21 protein-coding genes are annotated in these 18,463 nt (G+C 43.9%); 8 read left to right on the top strand and 13 right to left on the bottom strand.

The window, feature by feature from the left end:
- The first annotated feature begins 14 nt into the window (after positions 1-14).
- The 3 genes from R8269_RS01670 to R8269_RS01660 are packed head-to-tail and all read left to right on the top strand — an operon-like array spanning position 15 to position 1,223.
- Positions 15-470 (top strand): nitrate reductase cytochrome c-type subunit, encoded by a 456-nt coding sequence (locus tag R8269_RS01670; protein WP_005389061.1) that lies wholly within the window; start codon positions 15-17, stop codon positions 468-470.
- Positions 471-498: 28 nt separating this feature from the next.
- On the top strand, positions 499-1,077 hold the full coding sequence (locus R8269_RS01665) for a NapC/NirT family cytochrome c (protein ID WP_005373542.1): 579 nt from the start codon (positions 499-501) through the stop codon (positions 1,075-1,077).
- An 11-nt stretch (positions 1,078-1,088) separates the two neighbouring features.
- Positions 1,089-1,223, top strand: coding sequence for a TIGR02808 family protein (locus tag R8269_RS01660; protein ID WP_005373546.1), 135 nt, complete (start codon positions 1,089-1,091; stop codon positions 1,221-1,223).
- Positions 1,224-1,393: 170 nt separating this feature from the next.
- Here R8269_RS01660 and phaC read toward each other — a convergent pair whose 3' ends face one another.
- From phaC to R8269_RS01640, 4 genes are all read right to left on the bottom strand, one after another.
- Positions 1,394-3,169: a class I poly(R)-hydroxyalkanoic acid synthase gene (gene phaC, locus R8269_RS01655; protein ID WP_017819891.1), complete on the bottom strand. Its 1,776-nt coding sequence runs from the start codon at positions 3,167-3,169 to the stop codon at positions 1,394-1,396.
- Between the two features lie 66 nt (positions 3,170-3,235).
- Entirely contained in the window at positions 3,236-3,583 is a 348-nt protein-coding gene (locus tag R8269_RS01650) for a phasin family protein (RefSeq protein ID WP_005373550.1), read from the bottom strand.
- Positions 3,584-3,627: 44 nt separating this feature from the next.
- Positions 3,628-4,836, bottom strand: a complete 1,209-nt coding sequence (locus R8269_RS01645) for an acetyl-CoA C-acetyltransferase (RefSeq protein WP_318222444.1) — start codon at positions 4,834-4,836, stop codon at positions 3,628-3,630.
- A 12-nt stretch (positions 4,837-4,848) separates the two neighbouring features.
- Positions 4,849-5,589 (bottom strand): SDR family oxidoreductase, encoded by a 741-nt coding sequence (locus R8269_RS01640; RefSeq protein ID WP_005373555.1) that lies wholly within the window; start codon positions 5,587-5,589, stop codon positions 4,849-4,851.
- Positions 5,590-6,328: 739 nt separating this feature from the next.
- On the opposite strand from R8269_RS01640, the gene R8269_RS01635 reads away from it, so the two are divergent.
- Positions 6,329-6,949, top strand: a complete 621-nt coding sequence (locus R8269_RS01635) for a LysE family translocator (RefSeq protein WP_021035942.1) — start codon at positions 6,329-6,331, stop codon at positions 6,947-6,949.
- A 15-nt stretch (positions 6,950-6,964) separates the two neighbouring features.
- Positions 6,965-7,231: a hypothetical protein gene (locus R8269_RS01630; protein WP_005373566.1), complete on the top strand. Its 267-nt coding sequence runs from the start codon at positions 6,965-6,967 to the stop codon at positions 7,229-7,231.
- 58 nt (positions 7,232-7,289) lie between these two features.
- Here R8269_RS01630 and secF read toward each other — a convergent pair whose 3' ends face one another.
- The 4 genes from secF to R8269_RS01610 all read right to left on the bottom strand — a co-directional run bounded on the left by secF (position 7,290) and on the right by R8269_RS01610 (position 11,514).
- Positions 7,290-8,192, bottom strand: coding sequence for a protein translocase subunit SecF (gene secF, locus R8269_RS01625; protein WP_005373567.1), 903 nt, complete (start codon positions 8,190-8,192; stop codon positions 7,290-7,292).
- A 2-nt stretch (positions 8,193-8,194) separates the two neighbouring features.
- A complete protein-coding gene (gene secD / locus R8269_RS01620; RefSeq protein ID WP_005373570.1) occupies positions 8,195-10,033 on the bottom strand; it encodes a protein translocase subunit SecD in 1,839 nt (612 codons plus the stop codon).
- A 164-nt stretch (positions 10,034-10,197) separates the two neighbouring features.
- Positions 10,198-10,677, bottom strand: coding sequence for a hypothetical protein (locus R8269_RS01615; protein WP_005373572.1), 480 nt, complete (start codon positions 10,675-10,677; stop codon positions 10,198-10,200).
- A gap of 168 nt (positions 10,678-10,845) precedes the next feature.
- Entirely contained in the window at positions 10,846-11,514 is a 669-nt protein-coding gene (locus tag R8269_RS01610) for an SH3 domain-containing protein (protein ID WP_005373574.1), read from the bottom strand.
- A 103-nt stretch (positions 11,515-11,617) separates the two neighbouring features.
- On the opposite strand from R8269_RS01610, the gene R8269_RS01605 reads away from it, so the two are divergent.
- Positions 11,618-12,166, top strand: a complete 549-nt coding sequence (locus R8269_RS01605) for a hypothetical protein (protein ID WP_064354859.1) — start codon at positions 11,618-11,620, stop codon at positions 12,164-12,166.
- A gap of 526 nt (positions 12,167-12,692) precedes the next feature.
- On the opposite strand, the gene R8269_RS01595 is transcribed toward R8269_RS01605, so the two are convergent.
- Together R8269_RS01595 and R8269_RS01590 are read right to left on the bottom strand one after the other, a co-directional pair.
- Positions 12,693-13,316, bottom strand: a complete 624-nt coding sequence (locus R8269_RS01595) for a class I SAM-dependent methyltransferase (protein ID WP_017635182.1) — start codon at positions 13,314-13,316, stop codon at positions 12,693-12,695.
- A gap of 5 nt (positions 13,317-13,321) precedes the next feature.
- Positions 13,322-13,777 (bottom strand): Lrp/AsnC family transcriptional regulator, encoded by a 456-nt coding sequence (locus R8269_RS01590; protein WP_005373581.1) that lies wholly within the window; start codon positions 13,775-13,777, stop codon positions 13,322-13,324.
- Positions 13,778-13,925: 148 nt separating this feature from the next.
- Here R8269_RS01590 and R8269_RS01585 point away from each other — a divergent pair, with 148 nt between their 5' ends.
- On the top strand, positions 13,926-14,852 hold the full coding sequence (locus R8269_RS01585) for a DMT family transporter (RefSeq protein ID WP_053307237.1): 927 nt from the start codon (positions 13,926-13,928) through the stop codon (positions 14,850-14,852).
- A gap of 94 nt (positions 14,853-14,946) precedes the next feature.
- Positions 14,947-15,609, top strand: a complete 663-nt coding sequence (locus R8269_RS01580) for a flagellar brake protein (RefSeq protein WP_213891466.1) — start codon at positions 14,947-14,949, stop codon at positions 15,607-15,609.
- Between the two features lie 2 nt (positions 15,610-15,611).
- On the opposite strand, the gene R8269_RS01575 is transcribed toward R8269_RS01580, so the two are convergent.
- The 3 genes from R8269_RS01575 to slyA are packed head-to-tail and all read right to left on the bottom strand — an operon-like array spanning position 15,612 to position 18,211.
- On the bottom strand, positions 15,612-16,649 hold the full coding sequence (locus R8269_RS01575; RefSeq protein ID WP_017635179.1) for a DUF2955 domain-containing protein: 1,038 nt from the start codon (positions 16,647-16,649) through the stop codon (positions 15,612-15,614).
- A gap of 12 nt (positions 16,650-16,661) precedes the next feature.
- On the bottom strand, positions 16,662-17,720 hold the full coding sequence (locus R8269_RS01570; RefSeq protein WP_017635178.1) for an HlyD family secretion protein: 1,059 nt from the start codon (positions 17,718-17,720) through the stop codon (positions 16,662-16,664).
- Between the two features lie 35 nt (positions 17,721-17,755).
- Positions 17,756-18,211, bottom strand: a complete 456-nt coding sequence (slyA, locus tag R8269_RS01565) for a transcriptional regulator SlyA (protein ID WP_005373589.1) — start codon at positions 18,209-18,211, stop codon at positions 17,756-17,758.
- Positions 18,212-18,463: the final 252 nt, after the last annotated feature.

The raw sequence follows: 18,463 nt of genomic DNA, 5'->3' as shown, positions 1-18,463 counted from the left end.
GCGGAGATGAAATGATGAAAAAATTACTTGTCGCAGTTTTATCTGTAGGTGCGTTAGTGACAGGCATTGCGCAAGCTGAGTTGGATAATCCTGGTGGTATTGGTGGTCTAGAATCTTTACGTGGAATGTCTCAATTGGAAGATACGCGTCCAGCAGACGAGTTCAAAGACTTCCCTAAAGATCAAATCGTTGAAGACAGCTATGTTTATCAACCACCGTTGATCCCACACAGCATTCGTCACTACGAAATTTCGTTAAATGCTAACAAGTGTCTTGCATGCCATAGCTGGAAAAATGCAAAAGAGTCAGGTGCGACTAAAATTAGCGTAACGCACTATGTAAACAGAGAAGATGCGGTACTGGCAGATATGTCTCCTCGTCGTTACTTCTGTTTGCAATGTCACGTTCCACAAACGGATGCAAAACCACTAGTGGAAAACGAGTTTAAGGCAGTCGATTCGCTTCAGTAATTGAAACGCGAGTACTAAGAGGTTACTTATGAAAATACTTAAAGCGTTTTGGAAGAGACTGTCGAGCCCGAGTAAAGCTGCCGCTGGTGTGGTTTTATTTCTAGGCTTCGCTGGTGGCCTTCTATTTTGGGGCGCATTCAACACAGGTATGGAAGCAACCAACACAGAAGAATTCTGTTCTGGCTGTCACGCGCCGATCGTTGCTGAAATTCAAGAAACAATTCACTACTCCAACCGATCTGGTGTTCGTGCGATTTGTTCAGACTGTCACGTTCCTCATGAATGGACGGATAAGATCGTTCGTAAAGTACAGGCATCTAAAGAGCTATTTGCACACTTCGTAACGAAGACGATCGATACGCCAGAGAAGTTCCAAGAGCGTCGTGGACACCTCGCAGAGCGAGAGTGGGCACGTATGAAAAAGAATGACTCTCTTGAATGTCGTAACTGTCATGAGTTTGATTTCATGGATTACTCTCAGCAAGGATCACGTGCGGCAGAACAACACTCCACCGCTCTAGCTTCAGGCGAGAAAACATGTGTAGACTGTCACAAAGGTATTGCGCACAAACTACCAGACATGAGCGGCGTTGAAGGCTGGCACTAAGGAGACTTACCATGAGTACATTAGAATCTGTAATTTGGCATATCCTTGGCTACAGTGCTATGCCAGTGATTATTCTTTCCGGCTTTGTGGCGGTAGCAGCAATCTCTCTCTGGCTGCTGTCATTTGGTAAGGATAAAGAGGTGTAACGTAACGCATCTCTACTCGTCAACTAGCCTATTTGTTGACACTGAGCGCCGAGCAAATGCTCGGCGCTTTTTATTTATTGCTCAATGGTACTTGCCAACAATAAACAAGCAATCATACATAAAAAAAGCGACCATAAAGGCCGCTAAGATTTACTGCTATAGGGAGTTGTTTAAGATTCTTTTACTGGCAGAACCTGTTTGACGTATTGTCCTGGCGCTTCATCAATAACCGGATGGTTTTCTGAGCCAATAGGGAAAGGCTCAACTTGCTCTTTAGGGTTGAATTGGAGTAACCACTCGTTCCAGTGTGTCCACCACGATCCCTCTTTGTGTTCCGCGTTATTCAACCACTCATCAGCAGAGTCATCCAAATTATCGTTCAACCAATAACCATACTTATTTTTAGCTGGAGGGTTCACGATGCCCGCAATATGACCAGACTCACCGAGGACAAACGTTTTGTTACCACCCGTGTTCAGCGCACCACGGTAAGTTCCCTGCCATAACGCAATGTGGTCTTCTTTCGTTGACACAAAATAGCTAGGAATTTTGATCTTATTTAGATCAATCCATACTCCACCAATTTTGACGCCTTTATCTTGCACCAGCTTGTTCTCTAAATAGAGCTCGCGAAGCAAGAAATTGTGAGATGCAGCGCTGACGTTGGTGCTGTCACTATTCCAGTACAACAAGTCAAAATCGACTGGGCTATTGCCTTTCAAGTAGTTGTCTACGTAGTAGTTCCAGTACAAGCTGTTTTCACGCAGTAAACTAAACGTCACGCTTAAGGAACGGCCGTCCATATACCCTTTTGCGTTATTTTGCGCTTCAATTGCACTAACAATGGTGTCATTGATATACGCGCCGACTTCACCTGGTTGAGAGAAGTCGAGCAACGTGGTGAAGAAAGTGGCAGACTTAATGCGCTTCTTCATACGTTTTGCAGCGTAGTACGCAACCGTGCTTGCTAAAACAGTACCACCAATACAATAACCAGCCGCATTGATTTGCTCTTGTCCTGTTATATCTTCAATTGCAGCGACGGCTTTCACCACGCCTTCTGTCACGTAGTCACCAAACTCTATGTGCGCTTGTGCCTTGCCTGGGTTACGCCAAGACATCATAAATACACTGTGCCCCTGCTCTAACAACCATCGAACCATTGAGTTCTTTGCTGTTAAATCAAGGATGTAGTATTTATTGATGAAAGGTGGGACGATGAGCAGCGGCGTCGCATTCACTTTCTCTGTTAGAGGTCGATATTGAATCAACTCAAACAATTCGTTTTGAAAAACCACATTGCCCTGTGTCGTCGCAACGTCATCTCCCACGCGGAATGCATTGTTATTCGTCATACGAATTTTTAAAATGTCTGCGCTCGACTCAACGTCTTCTTTCAACTGCTCTAAGCCTGCCAGTAAGTTTTGACCGTTTTGCTCAAGTGTCAGCTTCAAAAGCTCTGGGTTAGTGGCGATGAAGTTGGAAGGAGAAAGGGCGTTAATGGCTTGGCGAGAGAAAAAAATAATACGTTCTTTCGTCTTTTCATCTAAGCCTTCCAAAGACTCGATGGTGTCCAGATAGGTCTTACTAAATAAAAGGTAGGATTGTTTGATGAAGCTATACATGGCTTCATTTTGCCACGCTTCGTTTGAGAAACGCTTATCCCCTTTTTCAGCTTCGACGATTTGTGCTTGGTTCCCTGCCAATGCAACATTCTGCCAAATTTGCAGCTGCTGTTCCCACCACTGTGCTTGCAGCTTTAAAATCGCAGCAGGCTGATTCGCAGCTTGTTCGAACAGTTTGGCAGTATCCTCAAAGTTCACTTCTTGCATGGCCTTGTTTAAAGGAGAGTTCACGACTGCCTTGTTCACTTCGAAATCATGCCACCACTGATGATTGGTTTCCTGAAGCTTCACAAGATAGTCCGAAAAGAAGTGTTGAAACATAGTCTTACTCCTATATTCGGAAAAAACAACGCCGCCCAAATCTAGGGGCGGCGAGAATCGGACAAATTACGCTGGAGTAACAGTCTTTAGATTTTCCGAAGTCATTTTCTCAACGTCTTCTTTGAACTCTTTTGCAATCGCTTGAAGCTTGTTGCTGTCATCCATCATTTGTTGAGAAAGTTTAGTAAGTACGCTTAGTTGCTGACTGTTGAAAGCAGTCAATGACGTTACGTCTTTGATTTCTGTCGCTGCTTTCATCTGGTTTAGACCCACTTCACTGTATGTGCGAATGGCGTTCAATTGAAGCTCGGTCAACACTTCTACGTTTTTTGTCACTAGCTTGTTGAACTTCAAGTAAGGTTCTAGATTTTTTTCAGTTTGATCGCTAAATGTTTTGAAGAAATCTGTGTACATGGTTTGTCTCCTAGAGAAAGAATTAAAAATGTCCGTTTAAATAATTACCTAACTGTCTTTACAACCACAGCCGTGCCCATGCCGCCGCCCACACAAAGTGAAGCAACGCCATATTGACCATTTTGCTTATGAAGCTCGTGAACCAGCGTGACTAAGATTCGGTTGCCAGAAGCACCAAGCGGGTGTCCTAGCGCGATAGCACCACCGTTAAAGTTCGCTTTATCTTGAATCGCGTTAACTGGAACTTGGTTTGTTTCCGCCAACTGATGAATCACGCCAAGTGCTTGCGCTGCAAATGCTTCGTTTAACTCGTAAACGTCGATGTCGTGTACACTGAGTTCCGCTTTTGCGAGTGCTTTATTGACGGACTCAACAGGACCTAGGCCCATGATCTTCGGATCAAGACCCGATTGCGCGTAGCTTACGATCTCAACAAGCGGCGTTAATCCATGCGCTTTAACTGCGCTTTCAGACGCCACGATAATCGCACTCGCGCCATCGTTAATACCTGATGCATTACCCGCAGTCACAGTGCCTTCGCGGTCAAAAGCAGGACGTAGCTTGCTTAAGGCTTCCATTGTCGCGTTCGCTTTTGGGTATTCATCCGTATCAAACATCACGGTTTCACGGCGTTGCTTTACTTCCACTGGCACAATTTCGTCTTGAAATTTGCCAGCTTCGATAGCGGCTACCGCTTTCTGTTGGCTAGACAGCGCGTATTCGTCTTGCTGCTGGCGAGTTAAGCCGATTTGTTTTGCTACGTTTTCTGCCGTCACACCCATGTGATATTGGTTGTAAACATCGGTTAAACCGTCCGCTACGAGCAGATCTTTTAGCTCCAGATTGCCCATTTTGTTGCCATCACGAATGCTGCTTGGTGCGGCAAACGGAATCTGAGACATGACTTCAACACCCGCTGCAACAACGATCTCAGCATCGCCACTACGGATATGGGACACGGCATCCATGACCGTTTTCATGCCACTACCGCAAACCATGTTTACGCCATATGCAGGAACAGATTCAGGAACCCCCGCAAACAGTGCCGCTTGGCGGCCAACACCCATTCCTTGACCTGCACCAACAACGTTGCCAACAATCACTTCGTCAACCTTGTCGCCGGGCAACTTTGCCGCTTCCAACGCGCCTTTAATCGCTACTGCTGCCAGATCGCCAGCAGAAGTATTTTTCAGGCTGCCACCAAAAGCACCAATTGGAGTACGCTTCGCCGCTACGATAAATACTTTTTCCATCATCTTCTCTCCTTAGTGCATGTATAGGCCGCCGTTCACCGACAAAGTCTCTCCGGTGATGTAGGCGCCCGCATCGCTGACCAAGAAGCTCACTGATGCTGCAATTTCTTCTGGTGTCGCAAGACGTTTCATTGGAATTTGGTTCGTGATGGATTCCAGCACTTCTGGCTTCATTTGCTCAACCATTGGCGTACCCGTGTAACCCGGAGCGATAACATTAACTGTCACACCCGAGCGAGCACCTTCGTATGCTAAGGCTTTAGAGAAACCGATCATCCCAGCTTTCGCCGCCGAGTAGTTTGCTTGACCAAACTGCCCTTTAAGACCATTGACTGAAGAGATATTGATGACACGACCACCGCCTTTTTCGCACATTGCAGCAAAGAGGGGTTGCGTAACGTTGAATAAACTATTGAGGTTGGTATTGATGACATCATTCCAAGCTTGCGCAGTCATCTTTTTAAACACGCCATCACGTGTGATTCCTGCGTTGTTGACAACAACATCAATGGTTCCTTCCTCCCCAAGCAATTGCGCCAATTTCTCTGCACACTCTGTCGTGTTTGTTACATCCAACTCAAAAAGGCGAACCTGATCTTTGGTAAACCCTTTGCTGTTGAACCACTCCAGCGCACATTCGTAGTTACCTGTGAAATATGTAGCAATTACACGGTAACCGTCATTAACTAATTGAGAGGAAATAGCAGAACCAATTCCGCCTTTTGATCCAGTGATCAAAGCGACTTTCTTCATTGAAGACTCCATTCTTAACGGCATTTTAAAAGCAAACTTAATACACTGATGAAATAGTTCACCAACTGACGTGTTTATTTATTCTTTTGACAACCAATCCCGTGCTGCCTTTATTTTAAGTTAACCTAGAAATATTACATTTCAAATAAAAAACTCACCCAATTGCATAAGATTGATTTAGATCTCATTACCCGTGAAATGTTATAAAATGGTTAATTTTACATAAGTCATTGTTTTAAATCACACTTCTACAAAAGCCACACCAACAGAAATAGAAACATAATTATTAAATATCATGCACTTACATACAGAATGGTAGACGTTACATTATGTCATGATTTAAGATCTGAATTTTAAGCCTATATGATTACAACAAACTTGAGATTAGAATAATAATTCAATTATCAGTAAAAATAATTATCAAACATATCATTTAATTACTGCATTTAATGATAATTTAGTTATCAATTCGATTATTTTAATACAGTGATGATTAATACCGATAAAATATAATAAATTAAATATATTTAATCTAAAAATGATATAAGAGCTTGTCTCATACTGGTGCAATACGCACTATTATGACGCATAGATTAAAATATAATTTCATTTTAAATTTATATATTCGAAGAACATCAACTAGCTACTAGTGAAAGTAATCGTTCGCTTTGTAGTAGCATCCTTTTCCACTTTGCACTATCTTTGTGGCTTCTCTTTAATCACTAAATCATCAACAGATATGAATCTTGCATTGCTCAGTATGTTCATCCCTACTTTCTTTTTTGTCTCAATCACGCCTGGTATGTGCATGACTCTCGCCCTAACGTTAGGTATGAGTATCGGTTATCGTCGCACGTTATGGATGATGATAGGAGAACTTCTCGGTGTCGCGCTGGTGTCAGTCTCTGCGGTGTTAGGTATCGCTGCGATTATGCTCAATTATCCTTGGATGTTTATCGCGTTAAAGTTCATTGGTGGCGGTTATTTACTCTATCTTGGAGTTGAAATGTGGCGGTCGCGAGGGAAACTTGCGATTAATGTCGACAACTTAGAAACACCAAAGAGTGACAATATCGCACTGATCATGCAAGGCTTCGTTACCGCAATCGCAAACCCAAAAGGCTGGGCATTTATGATTTCTCTTTTACCGCCTTTTATAGACCAAAACGCAGCGCTTGCACCGCAACTGATCATACTTGTCTCCATTATTTTACTGTTTGAGTTCATTTGCATGTCTCTGTACGCTACTGGTGGTAAAGGGTTGAAACACGTATTAGGTCAGTCTAAGAATGTACGTCTAATGAACCGTATCGCAGGCACTTTAATGATGGGAGTTGGTGTCTGGTTGCTACTAAGCTAAGGCAAACTGGAAACAATGAAAAATATTCTGAATAAAATAGCTAAAGTCATGGGTGAAGTATTGGACTTTCAAGCCCGAGTTTGGGTTGTGAACGTCTATAGCGGTGAGCATAAAGGCGAGTCTTATGTCGTTAATGAAGATGCTTTCTCTGTACCTCTTCAGTGGATGAAGAAGAAAGGCTACCAAGAGCCAATGTTGAATAAAGTCGAAGCAATGAAGCGCTCACAAGTCTTAGAGTTCGACTTGGGACTTGTGAAACATCGCTTGATGCGCGTGAAATAAGCACAAAAAAGCGCCACTCAAGATGAGTGGCGCAAGCACTTTTACCTTAAAAATAATGCTACGGCGCAGCGTCGATCTCAACTGGAAGATAATGTTTCGGCTCCAGTTTCAACCACTCAGGCAGCACAGTACCAATCGAAATCGAAGACCATGTCCCCGACAGAACGCCAATAAACATGGCGGTTGAGAAACCAGCCAAAGGCGCTCCTCCCATAATCCATAATGCACCAACAGTGATCAATGTCGTACCAGATGTCACCATAGTGCGTGAAAACGTCGCGATAACAGCTTGGTCATTGATGTCTTCTGTTTTCCAACTCTGCTTCGCAATCAACAGCTCACGGATTCGGTCTGCAATGATGATCGAGTCATTCAATGAGTAACCTAAAATCGCCAGCACAGCAGCAAAAACGGTTAAGTTGAACTCCATTTGAGTAATTGCAAAGAAGCCAAGCACTAAAATCACATCATGGGCCAAAGCAAACAGTGAACCACTCGCTAAACGCCACTCAAAACGGAAACACAAGTAACCGAGAATACTCAACACACAAATCAACAATGCTAAGCCACCTTGTTCAAACAAGTCTTGGCCAACTTGAGCGCCAACTATACTGTTGCTGACAACATCAACTTGGTGAGAGATTGGCTTCAACACCTCTTCTACACTTGGCAACGTTTGTCCATCTTCCGGCGCAGAGTAACGAATCACCCAACGGCCATCTTCACCAGAGCGTGTCACTGACGCAGATTCACCAAGCTTTGGTTGCAGAACGTCAAGCAGATCATGGTTAGTTAGCTGCTTATCTACCTTTACTTCTGTCACCATACCACCAGTGAAGTCCAAACCTAGGTTCAACCCTTTAAAGCCTAGAGCGACGATCGCGATCACCGTTAAAATGATGGAAACTAGCGTAGTAAAGTAGCGAATTTTACGAATATTTTGTTTTAGCATTTCGACCATGATTAAACCCTCACATCACGACGGGCATCGCGGCCCCAAATTAAATTGATCATTGCTCGAGAGGCAAATACGCCTGTAAACATACTGGTTAACAAACCTAATCCGAGTGTTAAGGCAAAGCCTTGGATTGGGCCATTACCGATGGCGTACAAAATCACGGCGGTGATCATGGTAGTAATGTTGGCATCAAGGATGGTCGAGAATGCGCTGTCAAAGCCTAGATCAATTGCTTGAGCGAAGCTGCGGCCTTCGCGCATTTTGTCCTTAATACGTTCGAAAATAATAACGTTGGTGTCCACTGCCATACCGACGGTTAACACTAAGCCTGCAATGCCAGGAAGCGTTAACACAGCGCCTGGTAACAAAGCAATTAGGCCAAGCAAACAAAGCATGTTGGCACAAAGCGCCACGTTCGCTACCCAACCTAAGCGGCGGTACCAAAGTGCCATAAAGGTCAGTGTTAAACCCATACCTAAAGCCAGTGCTGCAAAACCGTTTTCAATGTTTTCTGCACCCAGAGAAGCACCGATAGTACGCTCTTCCACAATAGTAACCGGCGCAGTTAGTGAGCCCGCGCGAAGCAATAGCGCTAACTGCTGCGCATCGTCCATGCTACCTGCTCCGGTAATACGGAACTGGCTACCAAGTTGAGATTGAATAGTCGCGACGCTGATAACGCGCTCACTACGCTCGGTTACACCGCGATCGTTTGTTTTGTACTCTCGGTAAACGGTCGCCATTGGCTTGCCGATGTGAGTTGCTGAGAAGTCGCTCATTTTCTTACCACCAGCGTGGTCAAGAGAAATATTTACTTCTGACATACCCATTTTGTCGACACCAGCACGAGCGTTTACGATGTGCTCACCCGTTAGGACTGGTCGTTTTGCCAAAATCACCGTACGACCGTCATTGTCTTGAAGAACAAGATCTTGGCTGCTGTGTGCTTGGCTCGCATCTTTCACTTCATAAAACGCCAAGCTTGCTGTTGCACCAATAACGTTTTTCGCTTGAGCAGGATCTTGTACACCAGGGAGTTCAATTCGAATGCTCTCTTTACCTTGGCGTTGCACTAGTGCTTCTGTGATACCAAGTTCTTCAATACGACCACGCATGATCTTCAGGTTTTGTTGAAGAGTCGACGATTGAAATTCTTGGATATTTTGTTCACTCGGTTCAAGCACAAAGCCACGAGATGAACTTTTTGAAATCCAGCCAGGGTAATTTTGACGCAAGAACTTGTTCACTTCCGACAATGCTTGCTCGCTGTCACTGTTTACCGTAATTCGGTTGCCGCTTTCTGCTCGAACTTGCACACCACGGACACGTTGATCACGTAAATTCGCTTTGATTTCATCAATCAACGCATCACGTTGCTCTTCAAACGCTTTATTCACATCAACATTCAACAAGAACTGAACGCCACCACGAAGGTCAAGACCGAGTTTAATTGGGCTAAAGCCCATCTCATTCAACCATTCTGGCGCAACCGATACGTATGAGAAAGTGATGCTGTCGTCTTTATTTAGCTCTTTGTTTAACAACGCACGAGCTTTACTTTGCGCATCTTCACCATCGAATACAATGGTTGTTTTGCCGTCTTTTTCGATGATTTTGTCGGCTGAAATATGGTTGGTTTTTAGCAGTTGATTCAGATGAACAACCGACATTTCACTGTTGTTTTGATCCGCAAACGTCAACTGAATAGAAGGCTGTTCGCCAAACCAAGTTGGGATCGCACTTAAAGTTAAGATAATGACCGTCGTGATTAATACGACATATTTCCAAGCTGAGTAGTGATTCATCAGCTTTCTGTTCTTTTGCTGCTTTGGTGTTTTTTTCATGTAAACATCATCCCTTCACGATGAAGTGAAGCTTTTAATAACAAGGCTTAACACACGACAGATGCTCCCAGAATAAATTCAGGGTATGAAATGCTCAGAACGCTCACGTCCTGTCGAATACAATCGTCGTGTTAAGAGTGCACAATGGTGCAAATAGATGGTGTTTAGGCAGAGAACTGACTATTGAGTGCGACGTACATGGCATTGGTCTCTTTCCAACCAGAAATGCGATGATCGCTTGTGAAATGATAAAATGTGGACTGGTTGTGACGCCAGTTAATGTCCATCAAGCTGTATGCGTAACCCGCATCAGCGTAAAACGGAGTAGTGAGATCGCCGACAAAATCTACGTGCTCGTCATCAAGCCCTTCCCGTAAGTAAGACGTCCAGCGCTGAGAGTTAAACAAAGCAACGGAATCGAGACTTGCATGGCCTTCAGATACTGGAGATTGAGAGCTTTCTTCTGAAACTTCAGAAAAATCGACGGAAGAGTTTGGCGATACACTTACGGCTACAAAAGGTTGTAGCTTAGAAAAGTGCGGTACGTGAGCCTTGTGGTCGATTTGCGCAGCAGATACATGCACTGGTAGCAATACCATTGCAAATAGCAGCAAAATCAACTTTCTAAGGTAAATCCAAGGCATAGGAACTCACTAAAAACACAAAGAGCCAAGTTAGGTCACTTGACTCGTTGATAGTATTCCTATTGATTATGGTTCACAACTAAAAAGTTATAAATCTCTGATTTCAGGTTTGCATCGTTATTGCATTTATCAAAACGTCTTTAGAGAACGAGTGTAATTGGTGGTGAGTTATCGATAAAAAATATCGCCCTTATCAACATCTAAGTAGATCTTATTCTCTTGCTCCAAACCGCCACAATAGATGAAGTAAACGTTGCGCTTTTTGAACGTCACAGAACGCACCCAACCCCCGAGCTCCTCAAAATCACTCGGATCACAGGTTTCATCGTCTAACAATTGCTGTGTTTTCTTACGGAAAATATCCAAGTGAACTTTTAAATCATCCGACTTCTGTAGGTATTCATCCAATATCTCTAAGCGCTCTTGCTCTTTAATAACTGGCTCTGCATCCGATAACCCTTCAGCATTCAACCATTCGGCTTTTTCTTCTCCACCCTCTTCATAGACAAGATAGCCGGAGATTCGGTACCACCCATCTACTTTTTCTAACACCGATACTTTTTCTCCCTTATAGAGCGTATCGACAACTAAAGCATTAAGGTTAGGCTTGTTGTAAACATTGACACGACGCTCAATAACGTAGTACTCGGTAACTTCCGGGGGAGCGGCTTCTAAATCCAGAATCGGTTTGGATGTTTCTTTTTGCAGTGACGATTGCTCGACTTGTGTAGCCTTTGGTGCTTCAGGTTCATCTTTCTGCATAAAGAAGAAATAGTATCCAGCCCCCGCTCCGCCGAGCAACAGCATGACAATCAATGCGACGAGAATTTTCTTCATGCCCTTTTCCTTTTCATTCTTTATTCTTATCCCACCAGCAGCACGCATGTCGTAGAAATTTGGGTATATACTCAAAAGAGCAGGTCAACTAACGCGAGCAATAATGATCAACAGACTCAATTGGATACTACTATTTCTTCTGTTCCCGATAACGGGGCACGCCAATATTCAATGTAACCCATCGTCGTGGAATGACAATCTTACCCAATTCAATCGTTTAGAGTCCAATTACAATCAGCATGTTGAGGTATTCAATACACTTTTAACCGAACATAAACAGCGTCAGTTATTGTCCGAAACCTTTTCACTGCATGAGCTCGTGCTACTTTGGCGTGCCAAGTCGAACCAAAATGTGTTCAAAGCGCAATTAAAAGCATCGATTCAATACAAAGAAGAGCTCACAACTAAAGCGAATCAACTGCTTAAATTGAGCACACAATCCCAATGGTCAGCTAATGGGTGGGAGATCCTGGCCCAAAAGTGCCGCGAGTCAAACAAAACCGTCAATCAAATAACTGCGGAATGGTATAACACCAACGCTTTGGAACTTGCTGAAGATTACAAGCGCCTCTCTTCACAATATCAAACTCTGTCACAAGTCTATGATAAAGAAGCTCGAGCGCTTCAATACGCTCAAGATGTTTCGAAGTAAAAACAGAGCCAGTTTTGAATAGACGATGTTGGTTTTTCACTCCAATATTGGACGTTATTCGTGCTTTTTATCTTTCCTTAGTCGTGAATGATATCAAATGTAAATAATGGGATTGTTCCCTTTGACAAACTTGACTAAACCATGACCAAGACAATCAATTTATAGAGACATACGTCACATTAATGCTTTACTTATGGACATTTTTTGGTTAGTTTAGCCATTAATAAAATTTAATAAAAAGTCACATTTGGCTGGAGATGATGCTACAAACATGGTTATCAATCGATTAAGTAACAGGGAATGTCCTAATGCTACCAAAGCCAAGTTTTTGTCAGTAGTTAGGCACGTAAAAGAGTTCGGTTCAATCAGTGATTTGGATCTTTGTAAAATCTTCGGAGAAACAATATGGAGTGATGGGAGGGAATACCATTCAGCCGCGTTCTCATTCAAGGTTGATAGATACACAGGTAACTGTGAAATCTCACAATACAAAAACCAATAAGGCTTAAGAATTTATAAAGCGGAGTCAGGAAACGGACCCCGCTTTTTTGATCATGGCAATCGTAAAGTCGTGCTCGGAGTACCCCTCAATCAATCGTGTATTCGGACACAGCAACCGACAATAGCGAAAGACACCTTCTTTATTGTGCGACGCTAACATTTTCATGCTGGGTAGTTTGGATTCATCCAACAAGTTAAACACACAACCTTTCTCTGTCGCTCGGTACATTTTATCAATCATTTCAATGGTATGATTTGGGTTGGTGGATTGATAGTTCAATGATCCGGAAGCAAAAACAAAGTCGCAACGAGGCAATACCAACGTTGAAAAGTCGCCACATATAAACTTACTTTGCGTACGAAAATCTCGTTTTCTGGCTTCAGAGATAAACTGTTTTTGCTGATCAATGCCAATATAGCTTTGAGGAAGCCCCCCCGTAAGTTCGATAAACGCTAACAAGTCTCCGTAGCCGCACCCAATATCTAAAATACTTGAACCGTCTAACGTTAACCCTCGGCACAACGCCTCAAAACGGCTGATCTGACTATACTTATCTGCCCATCCCAGAGTTCGGGCTCTGTCTTTACCAAACTGTCTATATCGCTTTCGATGATAGTGGGCAATCTTAAGTCTATCGAAAAATTTCATCTTTCTTATGCATAAATGGGTAAACTGCCATTTCCTTTCACTTGTCTAATCGCCAGGTGGGTATGAATATCTTTCACATTTTCTAATCGCTGTAACTTTCTAGTAAATGTTTCATAACCAGCGAGATCTTTACTGACCACCTCTAACAGGTAATCATAGGCCCCTGATACGACATGGCATGAGATCACTTCATCCATCTCAACAACGGCATGTTCAAACTCATCAATCGAAGAAGCTTGGTGGTTATTTAAACTCACTTCAACAAATACAGTCATCGCGATGCCTACAGTGTCTCTGGACACAATAGCTCGATAACCACTTATTACACCTTCCTGCTCCAAACGCTTAATGCGTCTTGCACAAGGTGATGCCGATAGCCCTACTTGGTCAGCAAGTTCTGCCGTTGTCAGAGTGGCATCCTTCTGCATTAGGTTGATAAGTTGCCTGTCAATTTTATCCATTTATTCTTCCGTGCCTTTAATCACCAACAATTAACACTTATACGCAATTTATCACCAACATCAAGCCTAATTACGTCAAACTTTGCCTCCCTTTGGCAAGAGTTTTATTCAACAATTAACACATCATTTACAAATGGACATGTCGATAATGATCTTGGGATACGCAGCTATATTAACGACCTTACTGCTTTGGTCTGGTTTCTTTATTTCTTTAAAAGGGGGCGCAATTTCTGCCTTGCAGCCAGCCGATATCGCGTTAGTTCGCTTTCTAATCCCAAGTATAATTTTATTACCATTTGTGATTAAGCATAAACAGTCGCTGCGCGTAGTGCCTAAACGCTACCTGGTTGGTGTTGTGGTTGGAAGCGGCCTTCCCTATCTTCTGGTCGTCGGAACGGCTATGCATTTCGCTCCCGTGGCGCACGGCAGTGCATTAGTACCTGGCACTTTGCCATTGTTTGTTTCTGCTATCGCGGTACTTTGTTATCAACAGTCGCTGAGTGCTCACCGCTTAATCGGGCTTTCTACGGTGTTGTTAGGCATTTTTGTTTTTCTTCTTTCGAATAGCGGCGCAGAGTACAACTGGTCTCAGTTGCAAGGGCATATCCTGTTTCTAACTGGCAGCATCATGTGGGCTGCTTTCACCATCAGCGCTCGTGTCGCCAATCTTAATGCACACGTCTGTGCAGGATTCGTTGCAATCGCGTCTTTGGCTCTGCTCATCATCGCCGTTGGTTTCGGGTGGGTAGACAGTTATTTGGTGGTAACACCGTTCAGCCAGTGGCCATGGGAGGAGTTATTTGGCCACGCGATGCTACAAGGTGTTGGCGCAGGTTTAATCGCTTCTTTCACTTTCATTTATGCAATTAGGATCATCGGTGCCGAAGCCAGCGCTGCTTTTGGTTCATTAACTCCAGTCGTCGCGACACTTCTTGCCGTTCCAATTTTTGGTGAACAACCAGATTCTCTCACTTGGTTAGCGCTGATGTTGGTCACATGCGGCAGTATTGTGGCAAGCCAAATCTTTATGAAAGGTGGAATGAACCAAACTTATCGCCCACCACTTCACAGATAGCGATGATTTTACAAAAACTTATGCCTTACTATCTTGAATAACAAAATGGCGTTTTGATAGCCTCAGCTTAACTAAAAATTAAAACGCCAATGTGATGCCAGCCACTCATAGTAAAGATGAACTGCATAGGTTTCTCAAACCGGGAATGAAACTTTCTACTAATTTCGAATTTGGGCCTAAGGATCAATATACGTATTCCACCACCTATCTTGGGATGAAAGAAAATGCTTATTTGATTCTTGATATACCAATGCGTTTGCTTGAAGAGCAAGTGATGAGGAAACTCCCCAACGCCGATGTCATCGTGCGTGGTGTATCAGATACGGAGTTAGGCCATGTCATTGCGTTTAAGTCCAGCGTACTGACGACGACCGTTCGACCATCCCCCCTTTTGTTTATCCGCATTCCAGGAACATTTGCAACCAAACCAGTTCGAGAACATGAGCGTTACAAGTTGCAAATGGACTGTAACGTTATTCATGCAGGGAATGTCTACGACGGTAGCCTTATCGATTTCTCTCTAGCAGGTGTTGGTATATCAACCTGGATTGAGCCCGAATTCAACGTGGGTGAGAGTGTTACCATCGAATGCCCGTTAAGCCACTATATCGGAGAAGAAAATCGATGTGTCATTGCCAACATTAAGAAATTGGCGAAGGGATGGGTAGTTGGAATTAAGTTTGCTAGTTCCATTGAGATGACTCACGAACTAAAAACAGAGTTACTGGAGCAATCCTTTCTAACCAGTAACGTCTGAACTTACTGCTCGCTAAAGCGCGTCGCCTCAAAGCTGTTGAGTATTCTGTGAACCGTATAGGTCACAAGCAGCGTCGCAACAATAGCAAACAAAATACTGCTCACGCGATACAGCGCACTGAACATTAAGTCACCATCCGGAGTAAGATATTGGCCGAACAAAATGCCTAATGTGGTTAAGCCGCCAAATCCGGCTCCCGAACCGCTAGACTCTTTCACGTGCATATAGCTGAACATCATAGCCCCAATCCAAAGCAATGGGACGATAAACAATAAGGTATCCGACCAATCGTATAATACAAGTTGTCCGACGATACCAAAGGTCACCCCCATCAAGGTCCCCATTGCTCTTTTTCGCGCATACCCTAAAGCACCGTTCCAATGCATAGGAAACAATAAAAGTAAGGTTGTCGCCTGAGCAGACATAGAGTCACTGAGGTCAAATAGCTGGAATACAAGGAAAGACATTGTAGCGATACTCGCCCCCATAAGGGCTTCATGACGCATGCGATGACTCTGTTTAGGCTGCGACGGTTTCGCTGGTGGCTGACGAGGTTCCGCATCGGGAATCAAAAATGTCACCACATAAGCAACGATAACTGAAATAACATTCGCTTGCAGATTGCTAAAGATTAGGTCATTTAAGTCAGTGGTTGGATAACTCGCAAAGTGCAGCATGATGCTTAAGCTCAGTACGCTGTTCGCTCCAAATAAGAATAAGCTCCCTTTTGACATACAGGCGAATTTATACAGGAACAACCCGAATGCAATGATTGTCATCATGCCTGGGTGCCCACCAAATAACCCACCAAGCACACCAACTTCTAATCCACACACAACCGCTGAAAAAATCAGTTGTCGTGCGGCATGTAGACTCATGACTGGCACCATTCCAAGTAACAGCATCGGGGTTACAGTAAAGAATACGCCATAGTTCCAACCAAATACTTTACATAAAGTGAAACCAATGGTCGCACCAGTTGCAATGCGCAAACACTGACGGAAGTCGTTTTCCGACATGGGGTGGTCCCATAACTTCATATCGCCTCCTCGTTAATAAATATAATGAAGAAGACTCAAGAATTGGATCTGGCACCTCGCTAACCAACCAGATAATGAGTTTTCTGGCAACAACTGCACGGTTGCTCGTGCCCCTGCTGGAAATGCGCGCTGCTGAGGTTCATCGATAGCTAAATGTAAACGTAAGCGCTGCGCGTCTCTCACCCAACGGTTTGAGTCAGTTGGTGTTGCTAAGCGACCGTCCGCATCGAATTGACCTGAGCTGACCCCGGCATCCACACTCGTAATACGAGCTTCAAATACATCACCAGGTAAGCTATCAAAAGCCACTAACGCACGGCTGTTCTGATTAAAGTGTCGTAAACTCTTTTCACGAAAGTCGGCAATGATATCCACGTCATCGGAGACTAAAGCGACAAGAGGTGTACCAGCTGCCGCATAGGCCCCCGTCTCCAGCTGCAAGTTAGCGACAACGCCATCATGTTCCGCCGAGACTTGAGTGTAAGACAGATTAAGTTCCGCTTGTTTTAGCTGGTTTTGCGCCACGCGGATATTCACATTCGTTGCGCCTAAATCACCGCGGTTTACTTCCAACTCTTTTAAACGAGCACGTGCGGCCAGTAAGTTCGCTTTAGCTGCCGTTGCACTGCTCTGTGCGTCATCACGCTGCTGTTGCGAAGTACCATTACGGTGAAACAGAGTATTAAGACGTTTTGCTTCGCGAACTTTTTGTTCCGCCACGATTTTGCTCGCTTCAACGTCTGCTTTTGCCGCAGCAATAGAAGCATCAAGTTGTTCGTTGTTTTGAATCACACGCTCGAGGTTAAGCTGAGCCTTTTCTACGGCGAGCTGATAAGGCTGGGGATCAATCTGAAATAGTAGATCGCCTTGGCTTATTTCTTGGTTGTTGGCAACATAAAGATGCGTAATCTGCCCACTCACACGGGGGGCCACTTTAGTTACCACACGCGTTGCCATTGCCTGAGGCGTCAACGGCATAGCGAGATCTGCAACTAGAAAATAGGCAAAGACAAGGACAAACGCGACGCAAGAATATTTGATCCAACGTGCGAATTTTTGATCTGGAGTCATAGGCGTTTACTTCTCTTTTTATTCGGTTTTCTGACTTATTCGCTAAGTGAATCAAGCGCATTGTGAGCAATCTGATCAAGAATCAATGAAAGCTGCTGAAGTTCCTGGTCGTTGATGTCCGTTAGGAGCTTGCTTCGAACTTGAAGAATCCGAGCCTCCATTTGCTTTAGTAGGGTTTTCCCCTCTTCTGTGAGGCTAACAATACGTGCTCGCTTATCGTGTTCACAGCAATGGCGAGTGATCAGAGATTGCTCTTCTAATAATTTTAATGTTCGCATCAACGACGCTAACTCGATCTCAAGCGCTTCAGCCAAATGCTTCTGACTGATGTTGTCACCCATTCGATAAAGCTTCCATAACGCAGTCCAACGCGGATACGTCAGGTTTAAAGGCTCTAACTCGCGATCTGCAACCATTTTCCACAAACGAGCAACACGAGATAATTTTTCAGCCAGAGAAAGGTCTCGCAAACTGTTGATGTCTTGAATCATAAGATCTACTCAATTACTTAGCGTGCTAAGCAATATAAAATAGTTAGCACGCTAAGTAAATATCTTTTTGTGATTGAAATCACGCTGGGTGTGTCAGTGAAGGGGCAGAAATCTAAGTAACACAACACTATGTTTGAATTTGAAATGCAGCGATGTACACAACAAACGTCGAGACCAATAAAGTCTGATTTGTATAAGAGTAAAAGGGTCAGATACAAAAAAGCACAACCCACAGTCATGGTGTTGTGCTTT

Source organism: Vibrio sp. Vb0667, assembly GCF_033391095.1.
Note: the sequence above shows the minus strand (reverse complement) of the source record. Positions and strands in the feature narration are given on the sequence as shown.

Coding starts and splice junctions, on each gene's coding strand:
- R8269_RS01670 (WP_005389061.1), top strand. CDS start 15: ATGAAAAAATTACTTGTCGCAGTTTTATCTGTAGGTGCGTTAGTGACA.
- R8269_RS01665 (WP_005373542.1), top strand. CDS start 499: ATGAAAATACTTAAAGCGTTTTGGAAGAGACTGTCGAGCCCGAGTAAA.
- R8269_RS01660 (WP_005373546.1), top strand. CDS start 1,089: ATGAGTACATTAGAATCTGTAATTTGGCATATCCTTGGCTACAGTGCT.
- phaC (WP_017819891.1), bottom strand. CDS start 3,169: ATGTTTCAACACTTCTTTTCGGACTATCTTGTGAAGCTTCAGGAAACC.
- R8269_RS01650 (WP_005373550.1), bottom strand. CDS start 3,583: ATGTACACAGATTTCTTCAAAACATTTAGCGATCAAACTGAAAAAAAT.
- R8269_RS01645 (WP_318222444.1), bottom strand. CDS start 4,836: ATGGAAAAAGTATTTATCGTAGCGGCGAAGCGTACTCCAATTGGTGCT.
- R8269_RS01640 (WP_005373555.1), bottom strand. CDS start 5,589: ATGAAGAAAGTCGCTTTGATCACTGGATCAAAAGGCGGAATTGGTTCT.
- R8269_RS01635 (WP_021035942.1), top strand. CDS start 6,329: ATGAATCTTGCATTGCTCAGTATGTTCATCCCTACTTTCTTTTTTGTC.
- R8269_RS01630 (WP_005373566.1), top strand. CDS start 6,965: ATGAAAAATATTCTGAATAAAATAGCTAAAGTCATGGGTGAAGTATTG.
- secF (WP_005373567.1), bottom strand. CDS start 8,192: ATGGTCGAAATGCTAAAACAAAATATTCGTAAAATTCGCTACTTTACT.
- secD (WP_005373570.1), bottom strand. CDS start 10,033: ATGAAAAAAACACCAAAGCAGCAAAAGAACAGAAAGCTGATGAATCAC.
- R8269_RS01615 (WP_005373572.1), bottom strand. CDS start 10,677: ATGCCTTGGATTTACCTTAGAAAGTTGATTTTGCTGCTATTTGCAATG.
- R8269_RS01610 (WP_005373574.1), bottom strand. CDS start 11,514: ATGAAGAAAATTCTCGTCGCATTGATTGTCATGCTGTTGCTCGGCGGA.
- R8269_RS01605 (WP_064354859.1), top strand. CDS start 11,618: ATGATCAACAGACTCAATTGGATACTACTATTTCTTCTGTTCCCGATA.
- R8269_RS01595 (WP_017635182.1), bottom strand. CDS start 13,316: ATGAAATTTTTCGATAGACTTAAGATTGCCCACTATCATCGAAAGCGA.
- R8269_RS01590 (WP_005373581.1), bottom strand. CDS start 13,777: ATGGATAAAATTGACAGGCAACTTATCAACCTAATGCAGAAGGATGCC.
- R8269_RS01585 (WP_053307237.1), top strand. CDS start 13,926: ATGATCTTGGGATACGCAGCTATATTAACGACCTTACTGCTTTGGTCT.
- R8269_RS01580 (WP_213891466.1), top strand. CDS start 14,947: ATGCCAGCCACTCATAGTAAAGATGAACTGCATAGGTTTCTCAAACCG.
- R8269_RS01575 (WP_017635179.1), bottom strand. CDS start 16,649: ATGAAGTTATGGGACCACCCCATGTCGGAAAACGACTTCCGTCAGTGT.
- R8269_RS01570 (WP_017635178.1), bottom strand. CDS start 17,720: ATGACTCCAGATCAAAAATTCGCACGTTGGATCAAATATTCTTGCGTC.
- slyA (WP_005373589.1), bottom strand. CDS start 18,211: ATGATTCAAGACATCAACAGTTTGCGAGACCTTTCTCTGGCTGAAAAA.